Consider the following 17,139-nt stretch of genomic DNA (forward strand, 5'->3'; position numbering starts at 1 on the left):
TTGAGGAGTGAAGCGGTAATGCAGTTCAAAACCTGGCTTGGTGCTTTTCTGTTGGCGCTGCTCCCTCTATTGATGCTCGCCGGCTGCGGCACCCCGGCCGATGCACCGGGCATGCGCATCACTCCGGCCGATGTGCTGCAAATGCGCTCCTGGATTCCGCCTGGCCTGAAAGGGCAGATGGTGCTGGCCCCGGTCACCGGTGGTGAGCCCACCGGGCGCTTCTGGGGCTCGCGCATCAGCAACAGCATGCTGGAGCAAAGCATCGACGAGTCGCTGCGCGCTCTGGGCCTGCTCACCAATGTGCCCGGCGGCGGCCGCTACACCTTGACGGCCAAGCTGATCGAACTGGATCAGCCCATGGTGGCGCTGACGATGAAGGTCTCAGTCACCATCGAATACAGCCTGATCGACCGCCAGGTCGACGACAAAGTGGTCTACCAGCACCGCCTGCGCACGGTGCATATGGTGAACTTCACCGAAAGCATGCTCGACATCAACGACCGCACCCGCCTCGCCAGCGAAGGCGCGGTGCGCCGCAATGTGGAAGCCATGGTGCGGGAGTTGATGGAGATCGGCTGGAATTGAGCGCCTGGGCTCACAGCGCTATCGTTGCGGCCAGATTGTTTGGCGGCGGGGGCGCTAGCCCCTGATCAGCTTCAGTTCAGCCCGCCATCCAGTCAACTAGCCTTCTGCGCCAGCCACATCACGAACACCCATCAGGCATTCACGCCAAATCATCAGTAGGTCAAAAAAACGTATGTCCAACAAGTCATTCAAGATTCCCGCCGAGAACATCAAGCCGCTGGCCCCCGGCCGCGGCGCCTGCGTTGCCACCGACATGATCACGGTGCAAGGCCTGCCGGTGCGCTTCATGTACCGCGAGGCCCCGCGCGATGCGAACGACAGCGGCTGGGCTTTTTTCTCCGGCGAGGAAACGGACGACTATGTCGATGACGCCAAAAACCTGGGTGTCTACGACGTCAACACCATCGCCAACTACGACCCCAGCATCGTGGATTTCCTCGACGCTCCGGTCGGCAGCGCCTTTGAAAAGCCCGCAGGCAGCAAGAAGTTTGTGATCGCGGAAGAGGACTAGGCCTAGCGCCGCCCGAACATCATGCTCCGCGCCACGGTGCGTTTCAGCGGTGGCAGCGCTTGCAGCGCAGCCAGGGCCAGGCCGCGAGCCAGGGGCAGGCCGGGCCAGCGCCAGGCAAAGGTTTTGGCCAGGAAGTCGGTGGCGGCGATGGTGGTCCAGCGGTCGGGCGCGCGGTTCCATTCCACTTGTCTGAGTGCCGTTTGCACCAGGCTGGCCCAGTTGCTGGTTTGGCTGTCGCCGGACGAGCTGTTGGTGGCGCTGCGCAGCGCCTCCACCAAGGCATAGGCATCGCGCAGGCCCAGGTTGAGGCCTTGGCCGGCCACCGGGTGCAGGGTCTGCGCGGCATTGCCGATGCGCACAGTGCAGCCGTCCACCAAGGTGCGTTCGGCATTCAAGCCGAGCGCAAAACACTTCAGGGGGCTGATGGCTTGCAACTGGCCCACCGAGGCGGGCAAGAGGTGTTGGATCACCAGCAGGCGCTGCGCGTCGCTCAGGCCCGCCACCTCATCTTCGGACTTGGGCATGCACCACACCAAGGCCGCGCGCCGCTGGCTTTGTCCGTTAGTGGTGAGCGGCTTCAGCGGCAGCAAGGCCAGTGGGCCATTGCGGGTGAAGCGCTCGTAGGCGACGCCGGCGGGGCTGTCGTCGGCCAGGGTCACGGTGCCGACCCAGGCGTTTTGTTGATAGTCGTGGGTGATGGCCTTGCGGGCCTGGTCAGAAAACACGCCGCCCTCGGCGACCACGGCCAGGTCGAAGCGTTCGGCAATGCCGGCATCCACTTCTACACCGGCATCAGCCAGGGGCTTGATGCCTTGCACCGGCGCGCCGAAATGGCTGAACAAGCGCTGAGGCTCGCGCTCCACGCGGGCCTGCCAGGCGGCTTGCATGGGCGCCACCAGCTGGCCGTAGCTGAGCACGGCGCCCAGCTGGGCCACGCCTTGCTCGGCCGCGCTGATCAGCACTTCAGGCTCTTGCGAGCTGCCGAAGACGGGGTGTTGCAAGGTCGGTGGCGCTTGGCTGACCCGCACTTGGGCAATCGCCTGTGCGTGAGCGGCATCCCAGACCCCCAGCCTTTGCAGCAGCTGCACGCTGCCCAGGGCCAGCGCCAGGGTGCGTGGGTCGCCCGAAACGTCGCGATCCAGCGGCCGGGCATCGAACAGGCTGATGCGCGCTTGCGGCAGCAGTTGCGCGGCCAGCAAGGCCAGGGCCAAGCCGGCGGGGCCGGCGCCAACGATGGCGAGGCTCAGCGGTGTTGACGTGGGCGATGAGTTGACCGAGACGGGGTTGGGCTTGGGCATGGTGCTGCTAGGGCGTGCGAGTGCTGAGTGCGAGAACTATAGCGAGCAGCGTCACGCGCAAAAAAATGCCCCGCGCTTGGGCGGGGCTGTGAGCGCAGTGCCCGGGCTCAGCTGCCGCAGCTGCCCCAGGTCTTGCCGCTGTCGCTGCTGCATTCCTTGAGGTGGGTGCCGTCGGCGCGGGCGCTGCTGCGGGTCCAGCTGCCGATGTCCGATTTCTCGATGGTGACGCGCAGTCCCGTGTCGTCCTCGGAGCGTTTGTACCAGCTGCTGAAGGGCGTGAGTTTCACTTCTTCGTCAAAGCGGATGCCGCTGCCCGCGATGCGCGAGATCACGCTGGCGAAGTCCAGCTGACTACTCTTGGCTTTCAGGTTGAACCAATCCTTGAGCGCGATGTGCTCGGGCTGCTGCGGGTCGAAGCGCAGATTGTTGGTGTAGCTCACTTGGCCAACGCGATAGTTGGCGTAGTACTGGCGCTGTCCGATTTCGCTCGGCAGGGCACGGCTCTCCTGCAAGCAGGCCGTCGGGTCATCCTCGCGTTTCGGGTCGTTGTAGTCGACCACCAACACGTAGGTGATGCCATCCTTGACCTGCTCGATCGCCTCGTCGGTCACGCAGCGGAAGCTGCTCACATTCGTTTCGAAGTTGTAGCCCGTGCGCGTGGTCTTCAGCTTGGCCGAGCCCCAGGCTTGCTCTGTCTGACTGCGCAGGTTCAGCACCCGCAGGGTTTTGCTCAGGTCTTCGCTCAAGACCACCGACTCGTTCTGATAGCCTGACGGGCGCCAGACCGAGCTATTGCGGTACCAAAGCCCGGCCACATCGCTATAGCTGTTGCTGCCGCGTCCCCGGTAGACCTCGGCGCGGATGTAGCTGGCGTCGGGGTACTGGGCGTGCAGCTTTTGCTTGTAGGCATAGCCGGCTTTCAGGCCTTTGACGATGTCCTGAGCCACGGTGTAGCTCTGTGTGTCCTTGGACTTGATGAAGTCGTCATGGATGCGTGCTTCCGACAGGTTATGTCGGCGCACCAAGTCGCCCATCACGGTCTTGATTTCGTTGATCATGCCCTCGCGCAGGCTTTGGTTCTGGCGCAGCTGATCGCAGCTGCTGATCTTGGGGTCGCTGGCGGTGAGGCGGGTGCGGACCTGGTCCCAGATGGCGGTGGTCAGGGGTGAGATATTCAGCACCTGGTCCACGCTGATGGGCTGGAACTGCGGGGCAATGGCCATCTGGTAGGCCTCTTTGACCGGCCCTGTGTCTTCGTCCACCGCGCCCACGGGCACATCGACGTAGAGCGTGGCGTAGGGCAGGCAGGCGCGCTGGGCTTCGCTCAAGGCCAGCTGGTAGGTGCCGGTGGCCTTGGAGAGGGTGGAGGGCTCGTCGGCATCCTTGATGTGGTTGCCGTTGATGTCGAGCCAGACGGTGGCGCCGTTGACGTAGCCGTCGATGACCTTGCCGCTTTGCACAGAGGCAGGGGCGGGCGCCGGGGCAGGAGCTGGTGCAGGTGCAGGTGCAGGTGCAGGTGCTGGAGTGGGGGCAGCAGGGCTGCCGCCGCTGCCTCCGCCGCCGCAGCCGGCGCAGGCCAAGGCCAGCAGGCCAGAGGCACAGATTGCGGGCCAAGGCCGCACCGCTATCGCTTTCTCCATCTTCCCTCCCTCAGCTTTCTTCTTGAGAAAAAGTGGGCGAGTTTAGGTAGGGCAGTGCAGGTGCGCATCCGGGTTCCCCCGGGTGCGGCACCCTTGCAACAAGCCGGCCGCAGCGGGGCGGCCGGGCCAGCGGCGGTCGGACGGTGATTAGACGGCGGTCAGCTTGCGCTGGCCCGCGCCCGGCAAGACCTTCAACGACTTGTCGACGCTGGCGGTGTAGCTGCGGCTGCTGATGGTGCTGACGTAGACCCAGTCGGCGCGGCACTCGCTGGCGCTGGCCGTCAAGACCATGAAGCCGCGGCGTGAGGTGTCGCAGTACTGCAGCGGGCCGATCAACTCGGTGAGTGCGGCGGCCAGCACTTTGGGGTTTTCCTTGGGCAGGTATTCCTCAAAGCCGGGCGAGGTGACGCTGGAGGTGGCGAACTCCACGCCAACCTGATTGCCGGCCAGGTCTTGCAGATCATTGGCCCAGGCGTTGTGGGTGTCGCCGGCCAGCACGACCAGGTTTTTACCCAGTTGGCGGGCGGTGGCCAGCACGGTCTCGCGGGCCACGGCATAGCCGTCCCAGGCGTCCAGGTTGTAGGGAATGCTGGGCTGGGCCAGCACGGCCTGCTCGGCGGCGGTCAGGGTGGCGGGCGCTGTCTTGGCCTTGGTGACGATCTCGATGTAGCGCGACACCGTTACGCCGGTGGCCGGGTTGCTGGCGCCGAACAGAATCGGCGCGGGGATGTTCATGCGGCCCATCACCACTTGCTGGCCCAAGACCTGCCAGGTGGCGGTGGAGCTGGCCAGCTGGCCTTGCAGCCAGGCGGTTTGCGTGCTGCCCAGCAGCTGGCGCTTGGCGTCGGCCATATCGGCGCCAAATTTGGTGGCGTTGAAGCCGCCGGCCGTGGTGTAGTTGACGTAGTCGAGGGGCTCGTCCCGGCCGACCAGGCGGGTGTCCAGCATATGCAGGTCCAGCAGCTTGCCGAAGCTGAAGCTGCGGTAGATCAGGGCTTGCGAAGCTTGCGGGCGGATCGGCATCCACTCGTGATAAACGCGCTGGGCAATCGCCTTGCGGACCTGGTAGTCGCCTTCGGTGGCGGCTTGGTGGTTCTCGGCACCATTGGCCCAGGAGTCGTTGCAAAGCTCATGGTCGTCCCAGACGGCGATCATGGGCATGGCGGCGTGCAGGGCTTGCAGATCGGCGTCGCTGCGGTATTGGGCGTAGCGCTGGCGGTAGTCGGCCAGGGCGATGATCTCGCCGGCCGGCAGTACCTCGCGACCCATGGCCGCAGCCTGCGTGCTGGCATAGCCGCCACGGCCGTATTCGTAGATGTAGTCGCCCAGGAAGACGGCGGCGTCGAGCTCGGCGTTCTTGGCGGCTTCGGCGTAGACGTTGAAGTAGCCGGCCGGGTAATTGGCGCAGCTGAACACGGCCAGCTTGACCTGGCTGACATCGGCGCCGGGCAGGGTCTTGCTGCGGCCAACGGCCGAGGTCTGGCCGTTGGACGTGAAGCGGTACCAGTAGCGCTGGCCGGGCTTGAGGCCGGTGGCGTCGACCTTGACGGTGTAGTCGCTGGCCGCGCTGGCGCTGGCGTCGCCGCTATTGACCACGGTTTTGAAGTCGGCGTCGCTGGCGATTTCCCAGCGCAGGGCGACATCGGATTTGTCCGTGCTGTCTTGCGGCTGCACGCGGGTCCACAAGATGATGCGGTCGCTCAGCGGGTCGCCGCTGGCCACGCCGTGGGTGAAGGTGACCGGGGTCATGACATCGCCGCCGCCGCCGCAGCCGCTCAGGCCGACGCCGGCCGACATCAACACGGTGCCGCGTACGAAGTTGCGGCGGCCCAGGGCAGCAGCGCCGCTGCGATTGGGCTTCAACAAGTTTTGGCCAGTGGCCAACGAAGACAGGGAATTCTTTTTCATCGGGGAGCGCGAGGGCTTTGCAAGGGTGCGTCATTCTGCGGAGCGACTGTGACAAGCCGATGGCAAAGGCACGGGTAAAAGCACGGGAAAAGGCCCGGGCAAAGTTGAGCAGCAGGATTTGCGCAGGTGACAGTGCCGCGCCTCAGGCTCGGTTACGCTTGTCGCTTGTCAAATCAATCTCTGGCAGACGCACGGGCGGCACTTTTGCTCGCGGCGCGCGGCTGCCAAGCGAAGGAGCTTCTTCCATGCAATACCGTCGTCTGGGCCGTAGCGGCCTGCAAGTCTCTGAGCTGTCGCTGGGCTCTTGGATCACTTATCACAACCAAGTTGGCACCAAGGCGGCCACCGAGATGCTGGCGCAAGCCTTCGATGCCGGCGTGAACTTCTTCGACAACGCCGAGGTCTATGCCTCCGGCCAGAGCGAGGTGGTGATGGGCGAGGCCTTCAAGGCGCTGAATTGGCCGCGCCTGAACTACATCGTTTCGACCAAGTTCTACTGGGGCCTGTCCCGCGAAGGCAATACGGTCAATCGCAAGGACACGCTCAATCGCAAGTACCTGATGCAGGCGATTGATGGCTCGCTCAAACGCTTGCAGCTGGACTTTGTGGACCTGGTCTACTGCCATCGCCCCGACCCGCACACGCCGATCGAGGAAACCGTGCGCGCCATGCACGACATGATCACCCAGGGCAAGGCGCTCTACTGGGGTACCAGCGAATGGTCGGCTTCCGACATCCGCGCTGCCTGGGAAATTGCCGAGCGCCACCACCTGCACAAGCCGGTGATGGAGCAGCCGCAATACAACCTCTTCCACCGCAAGCGGGTCGAGACCGAGTACGCCCGCCTGTACGAAGACCTGGGCCTGGGCCTGACCACCTGGAGCCCGCTGGCCTCCGGCTTGCTGACCGGCAAATACAAGGCCGGTGTGCCCGAGGGCAGCCGCGGCGCGCTGGAAAACATGAGCTGGATGCGTGAAGGCCTGACCGACCCGGTCAAGAACGCCGCCGTGGCGCAGCTCGAAGCCATCGCGGCCGAGCTGGGCGGCAATGTGGCCCAGTTGGCGATTGCCTGGGTCAACAAGAACCCGCATGTCTCCACCGTGATCCTGGGCGCCAGCAAGGCCAGCCAGCTGACGGACAACCTCGGCGCCCTGGCGCTGACGCCAAAGCTCACGCCCGAGGTGATGGCGCGCATCGACGAGATCAGCAAGCCACTGGCGCAGTGAGCTTGGCGCGTTGAGCCTCATGGCAAGGTGCGGCAAGGCGTCAGAGCCTCTGCCCGCCTTGCCCTAATATCCGCCCAATGGCTTTGACTGCACGCTTTTCCTTGCTTCGATCGACCCCTGTTCTGAACCTCCCTGGCGCGGCCCGGCATCGTTTGCTGGCCCTGCAGCAGTGGGTTTGGCGTTGCGGCGTGCTGCTGGCCTTTTGCTGCCTCGCTTTGCCGAGCGTGGCGCAAGGGCTGTCGCCGTCCGAGATGGCGCCGCGCCTGGAGTCCTTGGGTCGCATGCCCAATAGCGTGGTGTCCGCTTTGGCGCAAGACCAGGCGGGCTTTGTCTGGGTGGGTTCGGCGGCCGGGCTGATGCGCTTTGATGGTTACAGCTTCCGGCCGCTGCTGCTGCCGGGCGAGGGCGGGGCGGACAAACGCAGCCTGGGCTTTGTGCGCAGCTTGCTGGTGGCGAAGGACGGGCGGCTGTGGGTCGGCACCGACAGCGGCGGCGTGATTGTTCATGACCCGGTCAGCGAGGCCATCAAGGTGCTGACCAGTGACACGCCAGGCCAGCCCGGCGGGGTGCCGGGCGGCACCATCCTGACCCTGGCCGAAGACCGCGATGGCGGCATCTGGGTTGGCAGCGGCTTGTATGGCCTTGCGCGCATTGATCCTGCCGATCAGTCGCTGCGCAGCTATCGGCACAGTGATCGCGCGGGCAGTCTGCCGGATGATCGGGTGCAGGCGGCTCTGGTGGACCGTCAGGGGGATTTGTGGGTCGGCAGCTTCACCGGCCTGGCGCGCAAGCGCGCCGGCAGCGAGCACTTCGAGAACGTGCCCTTGCCAGGCCTCAGCCGTTTGGATTCGCCGCCCCTGGTCTTGCGGCTGATGGAGGCCGAGGATGGGCAGATTTGGGTGGCCACCCAGCAAGGGGATTTGCTGCTTCTGAGCGCGGGCAGCCGCGAAGCTCGGTTGGTTGAACGGCGCGGCAGCCGCGGCGCGATCTATGCCTTGATGAACGCCAACGCCCAGCAGGTTTGGGTGGGCCGGGCCAGCGGTGTCGAGCTACGCGCAGCCGCTGATGGCCGTGTGGAGCAGCTGCTGCGCCACAACCCGCGCAACCCGGCCACCTTGAGCGGCAATGAGGTACGCAGCCTTTTGCGCGACCGGGCGGGCTCGGTCTGGGTGGGTGGCTTTGGCAGCGGTTTGCAGCGCTATAACGCGGACAACAAGAGCATCGGCGTGCGCAGGCTCGATGACAGGGATGACGCCGTGTTTGAAGACCCCAGCGCACGTGCTTTGCTGGAGTTGAGCAATGGCGATATCTGGGTCGGCACCACGGCCAATGGCATCGGTATTTTGGATGCGCAGCTCAACCTGAAACGTCAGTTGCAGCTGGATACCCGGCCGGCGGCCCATCGAAGCTCGGGCACCATGCCGCCGATGCGCGTGGCGGCGATGGCGCAGATCCGCGACGGCTCGATCTGGATTGGCTCGGAGTCACGCCTTTTGCGCGTCAATGAAGGCGGGCAGTTATTGCAGTCACTGACGGTGGGTCAAGGCCGCGTGCGCCGCATCGTCTTGGGTCGTGACGGCGTGCTGTGGGTGGGCACCCAAGATGGTTTGCAGAAGCTCGATCCTGGCCAAGCCGAGTTGCAGCGCATGAGCCAGGCCGCCGGCGAGCCACTGCGCGGCGATATCAATGCCATCGTCGAGGCGCCGGACGGCACTTTGTGGGTGGGCGGCGAGACGGGTTTGTACCGCTTGAGCGCCGGGGCGCAAGCGCTGGAGAAAGTTCGCAGTCCCGCCGGCCGAGGTTTGGCTCATGCCACCATCACCGGGCTCCTGCTGGACCGCCGTCAGCAGCTGTGGGTGGACACCGCCGTCGGGCTGCACAAGCTGGCGGCCTGGGACGGAAAAATGGCTGCCTTCGATCGCATCAGCGAGCGCCACGGCATCGCCGGGCGTGCCTTTGGTGCCAATTTGCTGGAGGACGGGTTTGGCCGCATCTGGAGTCAGGTCTATGTTTATGACCCGAGCCGAGATCACCTGCATGAGTTGACGCCGGCCGATGGGGCCGATGCCGGCACGACCTGGTTTCGCTCTTACACCCAGTTGCGCAACGGGCGTTTTTTGTTTGGCTCCGGCAAGGGCTTGATGCTGGTGGATGCGGATCAGTTCCAGACCTGGACTTATCACCCGCCTGTGGTGGCGACCGAATTGCGCATCGATGGCGAACGCGTCAATGTGGGGCGCTTGCAGCAAGGCTTGACGCTCGCGCCCAGCCAACGGGGTTTCAGCCTTGAGTTTGCGGCCCTGGACTACAGCGACCCGACTCGCTGCCGCTATGCCTATTGGCTGGAAGGCTTTGATAGCGGCTGGATCGAGACGGGCGCGGCGGTGCGCGTGGCCAGTTACAGCAATCTCGCTCCAGGCCACTACCGTCTGCGCGTCAAGGCGAGCAACCGCAGTGGCTTGTGGAGCACGCATGAGCTGAGCATTCCTGTGCAGGTCTTGCCAGCGTGGTGGCAGTCTTGGTGGGCCCTGTTGCTGTTTGGCCTTACGGCCGTGTCTGTGCTGCTGGCTCTGGTGCGCTGGCGTACCGCTGTGTTGGTGCGGCGCCAGCATGCTTTGGAGGAGCGCGTGCGCGAGCGGACCGCGGAGCTGGAGCAACTGTCCAAAGCCTTGCATGAGAAAACGCTGGCGCTGGAGGAGCAAAGCCTCTCGGACCCCCTCACCGGCCTGCGCAACCGGCGCTTTGTGACTCAGCATATCGAGGCCGACGTCGCCATGAGCTTGCGGCGGCACGAGGACTCGGTACGCCAGGGCGTGTCGGCACCGGATGACGCCGATCTGGTGTTCTTCCTGCTCGACATTGACCATTTCAAGGACATCAACGACCGCTTCGGCCACGCGGCCGGCGACGTGGTCTTGCAGCAGATGCGCGACCGGCTGCGCCTGGTGTTCCGCGAGAGCGACTATCTGGTGCGCTGGGGCGGTGAGGAGTTCCTGATCGTGGCGCGTGAAAGCTCACGCGCCCATGCGGCCGAGCTGGCTGCGCGCGCTTGCGCGGCGGTGGCGGCGCAGCCCTTCCGCCTGGACGATGGGCGCTTGCTCAGCAAGACCTGCTCGCTGGGCTTTGCCTGCTTCCCGCTCGCGCCGGCTGCGCCGACGGCGCTGGACTGGACCCAGGTGATCGATCTGGCCGATGCCGCGCTCTACCAGGTCAAGCGCGGCGGCCGCAATGGCTGGCTGGGCGCGATCAGTTGCGGTGGAGGGGATGCCATTGCGGTGAAGGCCTCCGCGCGCCAAGCCTGGGCGCATTGGGTGGACAGTGGCGACTTGCGGGTGGCGGGCTCGATCGTGCCAGGCCAAGCGCCCGAAATTTCCGGGCGAGCCTGAGTAGCAGGCTTCAACTGCTCACGACGGGCTGTGCAGCCACGGCCCGGTCGCGGCCCTCGGCCTTGGCTTGATACAGGGCCTGATCGGCCTGTGCCAGCCATTGCCCGATATGGCTGCCCGGTTTGGGCACTTGGGTGACCAGCCCGATGCTGAAGGTCAGCAGCCCGCCTTGGGGGGAATTGGCATGGCTGATATTGGCCGCGCGCAGCAGCTCCCGGCAGCGCGTGGCCACGGCCAGGGCGCCGTCGGCATCGGTCTGGGCCAGCAGGATGACGAATTCCTCGCCGCCATAGCGGGCCACCAGATCGGCCGGCCGGCTGGCGCTCTTGCGCAGCACCTCGGCCACACGCGCCAGGCATTGATCGCCGGCCTGGTGGCCGTAGTGGTCGTTGTAGAGCTTGAAATGGTCCACATCAATCAGCGCCAGGCTCAGCGGCTGGCCGCTGCGCAGGCCGCGCCGCCATTCATCGTCCAGCCTGTCCATCAGCAGGCGTCGGTTGGCCAGATCGGTCAGTGAATCGGTGGTGGACAGGCGCAGCAGCCGGGCATTGGCAACCTGCAGTTCTTGCTCGAACTGTTTGCGCTGCGTGATGTCGGACAAGACGGCAACGAATAAGTCGTCGTCCTGATCCGGTACGGCGGCCAGCGCCAGTTGCACCGTCAGCATCTGACCGCTTTTGTGCCGCGCCGCCACCTCACAAGCCGTGCCAAACACCTCGCCGCTTTGATCCGGAATCAGCAGGGATATGGCGTGGCCCACCATCTCCGCTCGCGCGTAGCCAAACAAGCGCTCCACCGCCGGGTTGCAGCTCAGGATCACACCGTCGTCATTGAGCGTCAGGATGGAGACGCCGGCCGTGCCGATGATGGCTTTGAGCTGGGCTTGGCTGGCTTTAAGCGCCTGCTCCTTGTGGATCAGGTCGCTGACGTCTTGCCGCACCGTCAACACAAAGCCCTCGGGCGTGCGGGTCTCGGTGGTCTTGAGCCACAGGCCGCCGGGCGTCTGGTTCAGCAGGGTCAGATCTTGCTGGCCGCGCAAGGTTTTGCGATTGAGCTGGCGGGCTTGCTTGCGCGCCTCGGGCTCTTCTGGCAGCAGGTCGTCAAACCAGCTGGACTGGGCCAGCGCTTCGTAGTCCTTGCCCAAGGCCTGCGCATTATTGCGATGCGGCAGCCAGTTGACCATGCGCTGGTTGACCAGCACCAGGCGGTCTTGCTCATCGTAGATTTCAATGCCGGCGGGCATGGCATCGATGGCGCGTTCCATCAGTTGGCGGTCATGATGGGCCTGTGCCTGGGTGGTGGCCAGGGCTTGCTGGGCTTGAATCAGCTCGGTCACATCCAGGCGCAGGCCCACCACATAACCCGAAGGCGTGCGCTGCTCGTAGACATGGAACCAGCGTTCTGCGTACTGCTGCAAAAGCGGTTCGCTGCGGCTGCCGCGCTCGGCCAGGCGCTGCTCCAGCCAGCGCGTTTCATTGCCGACGGCGTCTTGAATCGCGCCACTTTGCAGCGCTTTTTGCAGCACGGTTTGCAGCGACACGCCAGGCTGCAACTCGGCGGCCACACTGGGGTAGAGCCGGCGCAAGGCTTGATTGCACAGCAGCAGCCGGTCGCGGCGGTCCCACAGCTCAAAGCCCGCCGGCATGGCCTCAATGGCTTCGTTGATGATTTGCTGCCAGTCTTGCTCGCGCGCCATCTGGGCCGCCAGGCTGCGTTGCCAGGCCCGCCAAGCGCCGAACAAGCAGGCCAGCAGGGCGCACAGGCTGAGCGTTTGCAGCAACGCCGGCCATGGCGGGGTGAGTTGCGGGGCAAGTTGCGGAGTGAGTCGCAGGGCCAGTGCCGCCAGCGCCGATGCTGCTGCCGCACCTAGCCATCGCGGCAGAGCGCGCAAATCTTCCTTGCACTGTAGGAATACGTCTGCCATGGGCGCCCAAGCTTGTGCGGGGCCCCTTGCTTTTCTTGAACCCCGACCGGCCTATTCTGGCCGACTTGTCCCTGCACCCAATGGGGGCTAATCCGAATGCCTTTCAGACTGTGGCCGCAGCGCTTCCCAGCGTTGCGGCGTGCCGACATCGACCCAGGTGCCCCGGTACAACTCGGCGCCCAGGGCCTGGCGCGCAATGGCGTCCTCCAGACTGGGGCGCAGGGCGGCTTTTTGGCCCAGCGGCAGGCTCGCGAACAGGCGGCGCTTGAACAGGCCCACGCTCGCCCAGGTGTAGCGCGGCAGCACGTCGTTGCTGGCCAGGCCTTGGGGGCTGATGCCGAAATCACCTTTCGGGTGATGCGGGCTGTTGGGCGCCAGCCAGAGGTGGGCGTCCAGCGGGCCTTGGGCGAAAGTTTGGGCAAAGCCGGCATCGAACTGGAAATCGGGCAGGTAGACGTCACCCGAGACGACCCAGAAGGCCTCGTCCCCGTCGGCACATAACAAGTCCAGTGCCCGGCGGATGCCGCCGGCCGTTTCCAGCGCGCCGCCGGGCTCGGCCGATTCGTCGCTGTAATGCAGGCGCAGGCCGGGGAACTGGGCGGCGAAGCGCGCCCCGTCACCCAGCAGCTGGGGGAACTGGGGGCTGAGCCAGGCGGTATTAATGATGATGTCGCGCACGCCAGCGCGGGCCAAGGCTTCGATATGCCATTCGATCAGGGGTCGGCCCATCACGGGCAGCAGGGGTTTGGGGCAGTGGTCGGTGAGCGGCCGCATGCGCTCACCGCGCCCGGCCGCGAGGATGATGGCTCGCATGGCCGGGAGTGTAGGGCCAGCCTCAATCCAGGCAGGCCGTTCAGGCCAGACCGGGCGACTCAGCGGCGTTGAGGTCGGGACCGCTGACGGGAATCCAGACCTGGAAGCAAGTGCCCTTGCCGGGGGTGGACTCCACCTCGATGCGCCCGCCATGTTTTTGAATGATGGAGAAGGACAGCGACAGGCCCAAGCCCGTGCCCTGACCCACCGATTTGGTGGTGAAGAAGGGGTCGAAGATGCGCCGCAGCACCTCGGGCGGCATGCCCGAGCCGTTGTCGATCACCTTGATGCAGACCCAGTCGTCCACGCAGCGGGTGCTGAGCTGAATTTCGCCGCGCGTTTCAATCGCATGGCTGGCGTTGACGATCAGGTTCATGAAGACCTGATTGAGCTGGGCGGCCAGGCAGCGCACGGCGGGCAGCGTGCCGTAGTCCTTCTTGATCTCGGCCTTGTACTTGATTTCGTTCATCACCACATTGAGTGTGGAGTCCAGGCCTTTGTTGATGTCGGCGTCTTGCCAGTCGGACTGGTCGACCCGGGAAAAGTCCTTCAGGTCCTGCACGATCTTCTTGACCCGGTTCAGGCCTTCTTCGCTTTCTTGCAGCAGCAGGGGCAGGTCTTCGTGGATGAAGTCGAAGTCCGCCGCTTTGCGCAGCTGGGTGATCTGGGCATGCACGGCGGCGGGCAGATGTTCGATGCCGACGCATTCGAACAGGCCGATCAGCTGCAGCATCGACTCCATATAGCGCCGCATCGTGCCGAGGTTGGAGGACACAAAGCCCACCGGGTTGTTGATCTCATGTGCCACGCCGGCCGCCAACTGGCCGATGGAGGCCAGCTTCTCGGATTGCAGCAGCTGGCTTTGCGCTTCGGCCAGGCGCGCATTGGTCTCTTTCATTTCGCCGTAATTGCGCACCAGCTCGCGCTGCGCGCGCATCACATCGCTGCGGTCCTGCAGCAGCCACCAGACGCTGGCGCTGGGGTTGTGAGCGTCCGAGCTGTAGGCAATCATCTGCACCCAGATCTGATTGCCCGCCGCGGTGATCATGGTCATCTCGTGCGCCAGAGATTCGCCGCGGGCCAGCACCGGAATGGCTTTGCGAACCAGGTCGGTGTAGGCCTGAGGGTTGGCGAAGAAACGCCGGCTGTACTCGCCTTCCGCACTGGCGTCGGCCAGCTCAAAAATTTCGGAGAACTTTTTGTTGGCGCGCAGGATGCGGTGCCCGCTGGTGCAAAGAATTCCGACCGAGGCGTTCTCCATGAAGGCGTCCAGCTCCAGATGGCTTTTCAAGGCGTCGGCGGTGCGCATGGCTACCAGTCGTTCCAGCTCTTGCTGGTGGCGCTTGAGGGCGTCTTCGGCCAGCCGCCGCTCGGTCACATCCTGCATGGTGGCGATGGCGCCCACCGTTTTCCCTTGCACGTCAAACAGCGGCACGGCGGTGCAGAAAATCCAGCGGCCGCTGCCCAGCAGATGGGGATAGAACTGCTCGATCTCCACCGCATTGGGCACCAGGCTGGATGGGCGCAAGGCCGCGCCGTAGAGCTGCTCCAGCTGCGGCCGCAACTCGGGCTGAATCAGCATCTGCGCCAGCAGGGGGCGCGGCTCCGGGTAAAAGGCCCGCCAGGCGTCGGCGCTGCCGATGATGTCGAAGGCCTCGATGCCGGTCAGCTGCGCGCAGCCCGAGTTCCAGTGGCTGACGCGGCTATTGGCGTCCAGCACCAAGGTCGGTACCGGGTTGTTTTCCAGGATCTGCTGCATCACCCTGCCGACGTCCAGCAGGGTCATCTGCACATGGCGCATATCGCTCAAATCCATGCAGGTCAGCAATGCCAGCTTGCCTGCAGCGCTGCTGCAGTGGCGGGCCGTCACTTCGAGGTAACGAATCGAGCCATTGGCCGTCATCGCTTCGCACTCTAGGGCCGGCAGCTGCTCGCTCTCGCTCAGGCAGCGTTCGCCATAGGCCTTCAAGGGCGCGATGAAGTCCTGCGTCGCCCAGGCGTAATGCGGCATGGCTTGCAAGTCCGCCAGGCCGTAGCCCAGCAGGCGTTGCATGGCCGAGTTGGCAAACAAGATCGACTGTCCGCCATGCACCAGTACCGGCGCGCTGACGGCCTCCAGAGTGGCGGTCTGCAAATCGTCCAGCACCGACTCGAACGCGGCGCTTGAGGGGCGCTGCAGCGGGGTGGGGAGCGGGGCGCTGCTGCTGGTGCTGTGAAATTCAAGCATGTTGCACCTTCGGGCTGGCACTTGGGGCTGCGGCGGGCGGCTTGGCCTTGGAGGCCCCTGACGCTGCGGCTTGCTTGACGAAGAAGCTCAGGTTCAGGCCATCGCGCGCTTCCAGTTCACGCACCTGCTTGATCACCGGCACGGAGAAGCTGAAGCCTACCGGCAGCAGCACGCTGCCATGCGGGCTGAGCAAGGGGCGCGACAGTTTCATGCCGGGGCGCAAGCCTTCGGAATTCACCTCGGTGTCGGCATCGGCTTCCTGCGCCATCTCCAGCAGCACCTCGTCGAAGGCCTTCAACACCTCGGGGTCGTAGCGGGCTGGCGCGCCTTCGCGGATGGCGGCCACGGCCTCGACCGTGGAGAACTCTTTTTCGGCCAGCTTGCCGCTGATGAGCGACTCGTAGGTGCTGGCGATATTGATGATTTGCGAACCCAGCGGCACCTCATAACCCGTCAAACCATCGGGGTAGCCATTGCCGTCAATGCGCTCTTGTTGCGAGCGAATGATGACGGCGGTTTGGCGCAGGCGCCCCAGTGGCGTCAGTGCCGCTTGCGCCATGATGGGGTGTTGCTTGTAGGCGCTGAACTCCTGGCCGTCCATCAGGGAGACGGTCTTGTTGAGCAAGTTGTCAGGCAGGCCGATCTTGCCCACTTCATGCAGCAGGCCGGCGTTGTAGATGTCCAGCGCTTCCTTGTCGTCCAGCGCCATATGTTCGGCAATGCGCCTGGCCAGGGTGGCCACCCGGTGGCCGTGGCCGGCCACGCTGCCGTCGCGCAATTCCAGCAAGCCCGCGAACACGCTGATGGACAGGGCGAAGTTCTCCTCCAGCTGCACATTGAGCTGCTCCAGCCTTTGGTTGCTGGCCGCAATTTCTTGCAGATTGGCTTCGAGCTTGTTGTTGGCCTGGGCCAACTCGTTGGTGCGCTCGCTGACGCGGCGCTCCAGTTCGCCGTTGACATTGCTGAGGCTGTCATTGGCCTGCTGCAGCTGGCTGTTGGCGTCTTGCAGCTGTGTATTGGCCTGCGCGAGTTGTTGGTTGAGGTCTTGAAGTTCCTGGGTTTGGGCCTGGTTCAGCTGCGCCAGGCGCCGGTTCTCGCGCTCCAGCTGCTGGCGCCGCAGGCCGTCTTGCACCGCCAGCACAATTTCCTGATCGTCCCAGGGCTTGCTGATGTAGCGGTTGATCTCGCCGCGGTTGATCGCGCCAATGGTGGAGGTGATGTCGGCATAGCCGGTCAGCAAGATGCGCACGACCTCGGGCCAGCCTTGCCGCACCTGTTCAAGGAATTGCACGCCGTCCATCTCCGGCATGCGCATGTCTGAGACGACCAGATCCACATGCTGGGCTTGCAGCAGGGCCAAGCCGGCCGCCCCGCCCTCGGCCAACAGCACCTGGTAGCCCAGGGGGCGGAACAAGCGCCGCAGGGCACTGAGGATGGAAGGCTCGTCATCGACAAACAAGATGACGGCCGGTTCAACAGTTTGGTCGCTCATGAGCGCCCTCCTTGCTGCAGCGGATGTTTACCTCGACAAGGTAGCTAGAGTTCCGCCGCGCTTGAAGGGTATGCCTTTGCGTCCGTTCATGGTGCGCCGGCCGCATTCCCCGCCGTGAACAATGGCACG

The 17,139-nt window shown here is 64.8% G+C and carries 11 protein-coding genes; 4 read left to right on the forward strand and 7 right to left on the reverse strand.

Annotated features, from left to right (window positions below; all coding sequences use genetic code 11):
- The first annotated feature begins 18 nt into the window (after positions 1–18).
- Both AABB87_RS02045 and AABB87_RS02050 read left to right on the forward strand, forming a co-directional pair.
- Positions 19–585 carry a hypothetical protein gene (locus AABB87_RS02045; RefSeq protein ID WP_341969491.1) on the forward strand — a complete coding sequence of 189 codons (567 nt, stop codon included), beginning with the start codon at positions 19–21 and terminating at the stop codon, positions 583–585.
- Between the two features lie 172 nt (positions 586–757).
- A complete protein-coding gene (locus AABB87_RS02050) occupies positions 758–1,096 on the forward strand; it encodes a DUF2185 domain-containing protein (protein ID WP_341969492.1) in 339 nt (112 codons plus the stop codon).
- Positions 1,097–1,098: 2 nt separating this feature from the next.
- On the opposite strand, the gene AABB87_RS02055 is transcribed toward AABB87_RS02050, so the two are convergent.
- The 3 genes from AABB87_RS02055 to AABB87_RS02065 form a co-directional block, all read right to left on the reverse strand.
- Complete coding sequence (locus AABB87_RS02055; protein WP_341969495.1) at positions 1,099–2,394, reverse strand: FAD-dependent monooxygenase; 1,296 nt, start codon at positions 2,392–2,394, stop codon at positions 1,099–1,101.
- Positions 2,395–2,501: 107 nt separating this feature from the next.
- Positions 2,502–4,034: a hypothetical protein gene (locus tag AABB87_RS02060; protein WP_341969496.1), complete on the reverse strand. Its 1,533-nt coding sequence runs from the start codon at positions 4,032–4,034 to the stop codon at positions 2,502–2,504.
- A gap of 147 nt (positions 4,035–4,181) precedes the next feature.
- Positions 4,182–5,942: an alkaline phosphatase D family protein gene (locus AABB87_RS02065; protein ID WP_445944820.1), complete on the reverse strand. Its 1,761-nt coding sequence runs from the start codon at positions 5,940–5,942 to the stop codon at positions 4,182–4,184.
- Between the two features lie 245 nt (positions 5,943–6,187).
- Here AABB87_RS02065 and AABB87_RS02070 point away from each other — a divergent pair, with 245 nt between their 5' ends.
- Both AABB87_RS02070 and AABB87_RS02075 read left to right on the forward strand, forming a co-directional pair.
- A complete protein-coding gene (locus AABB87_RS02070; RefSeq protein WP_341969498.1) occupies positions 6,188–7,168 on the forward strand; it encodes a potassium channel beta subunit family protein in 981 nt (326 codons plus the stop codon).
- A gap of 77 nt (positions 7,169–7,245) precedes the next feature.
- A complete protein-coding gene (locus AABB87_RS02075) occupies positions 7,246–10,554 on the forward strand; it encodes a two-component regulator propeller domain-containing protein (RefSeq protein WP_341969499.1) in 3,309 nt (1,102 codons plus the stop codon).
- Between the two features lie 10 nt (positions 10,555–10,564).
- Here AABB87_RS02075 and AABB87_RS02080 read toward each other — a convergent pair whose 3' ends face one another.
- The 4 genes from AABB87_RS02080 to AABB87_RS02095 form a co-directional block, all read right to left on the reverse strand.
- Positions 10,565–12,478: a sensor domain-containing diguanylate cyclase gene (locus tag AABB87_RS02080; protein WP_341969500.1), complete on the reverse strand. Its 1,914-nt coding sequence runs from the start codon at positions 12,476–12,478 to the stop codon at positions 10,565–10,567.
- An 87-nt stretch (positions 12,479–12,565) separates the two neighbouring features.
- Complete coding sequence (locus tag AABB87_RS02085) at positions 12,566–13,291, reverse strand: nucleotidyltransferase family protein (RefSeq protein WP_341969501.1); 726 nt, start codon at positions 13,289–13,291, stop codon at positions 12,566–12,568.
- A gap of 40 nt (positions 13,292–13,331) precedes the next feature.
- Positions 13,332–15,518, reverse strand: a complete 2,187-nt coding sequence (locus AABB87_RS02090; protein ID WP_341969502.1) for an ATP-binding protein — start codon at positions 15,516–15,518, stop codon at positions 13,332–13,334.
- Positions 15,511–17,010, reverse strand: coding sequence for an HD domain-containing phosphohydrolase (locus AABB87_RS02095; protein ID WP_341969503.1), 1,500 nt, complete (start codon positions 17,008–17,010; stop codon positions 15,511–15,513). The genes AABB87_RS02090 and AABB87_RS02095 overlap by 8 nt, the downstream gene beginning before the upstream one ends.
- Between the last annotated feature and the right edge of the window lie 129 nt (positions 17,011–17,139).

Source organism: Roseateles sp. PN1, from assembly GCF_038419725.1.
In the GTDB taxonomy this organism is placed as follows: Bacteria; Pseudomonadota; Gammaproteobacteria; order Burkholderiales; family Burkholderiaceae_C; genus Paucibacter_A.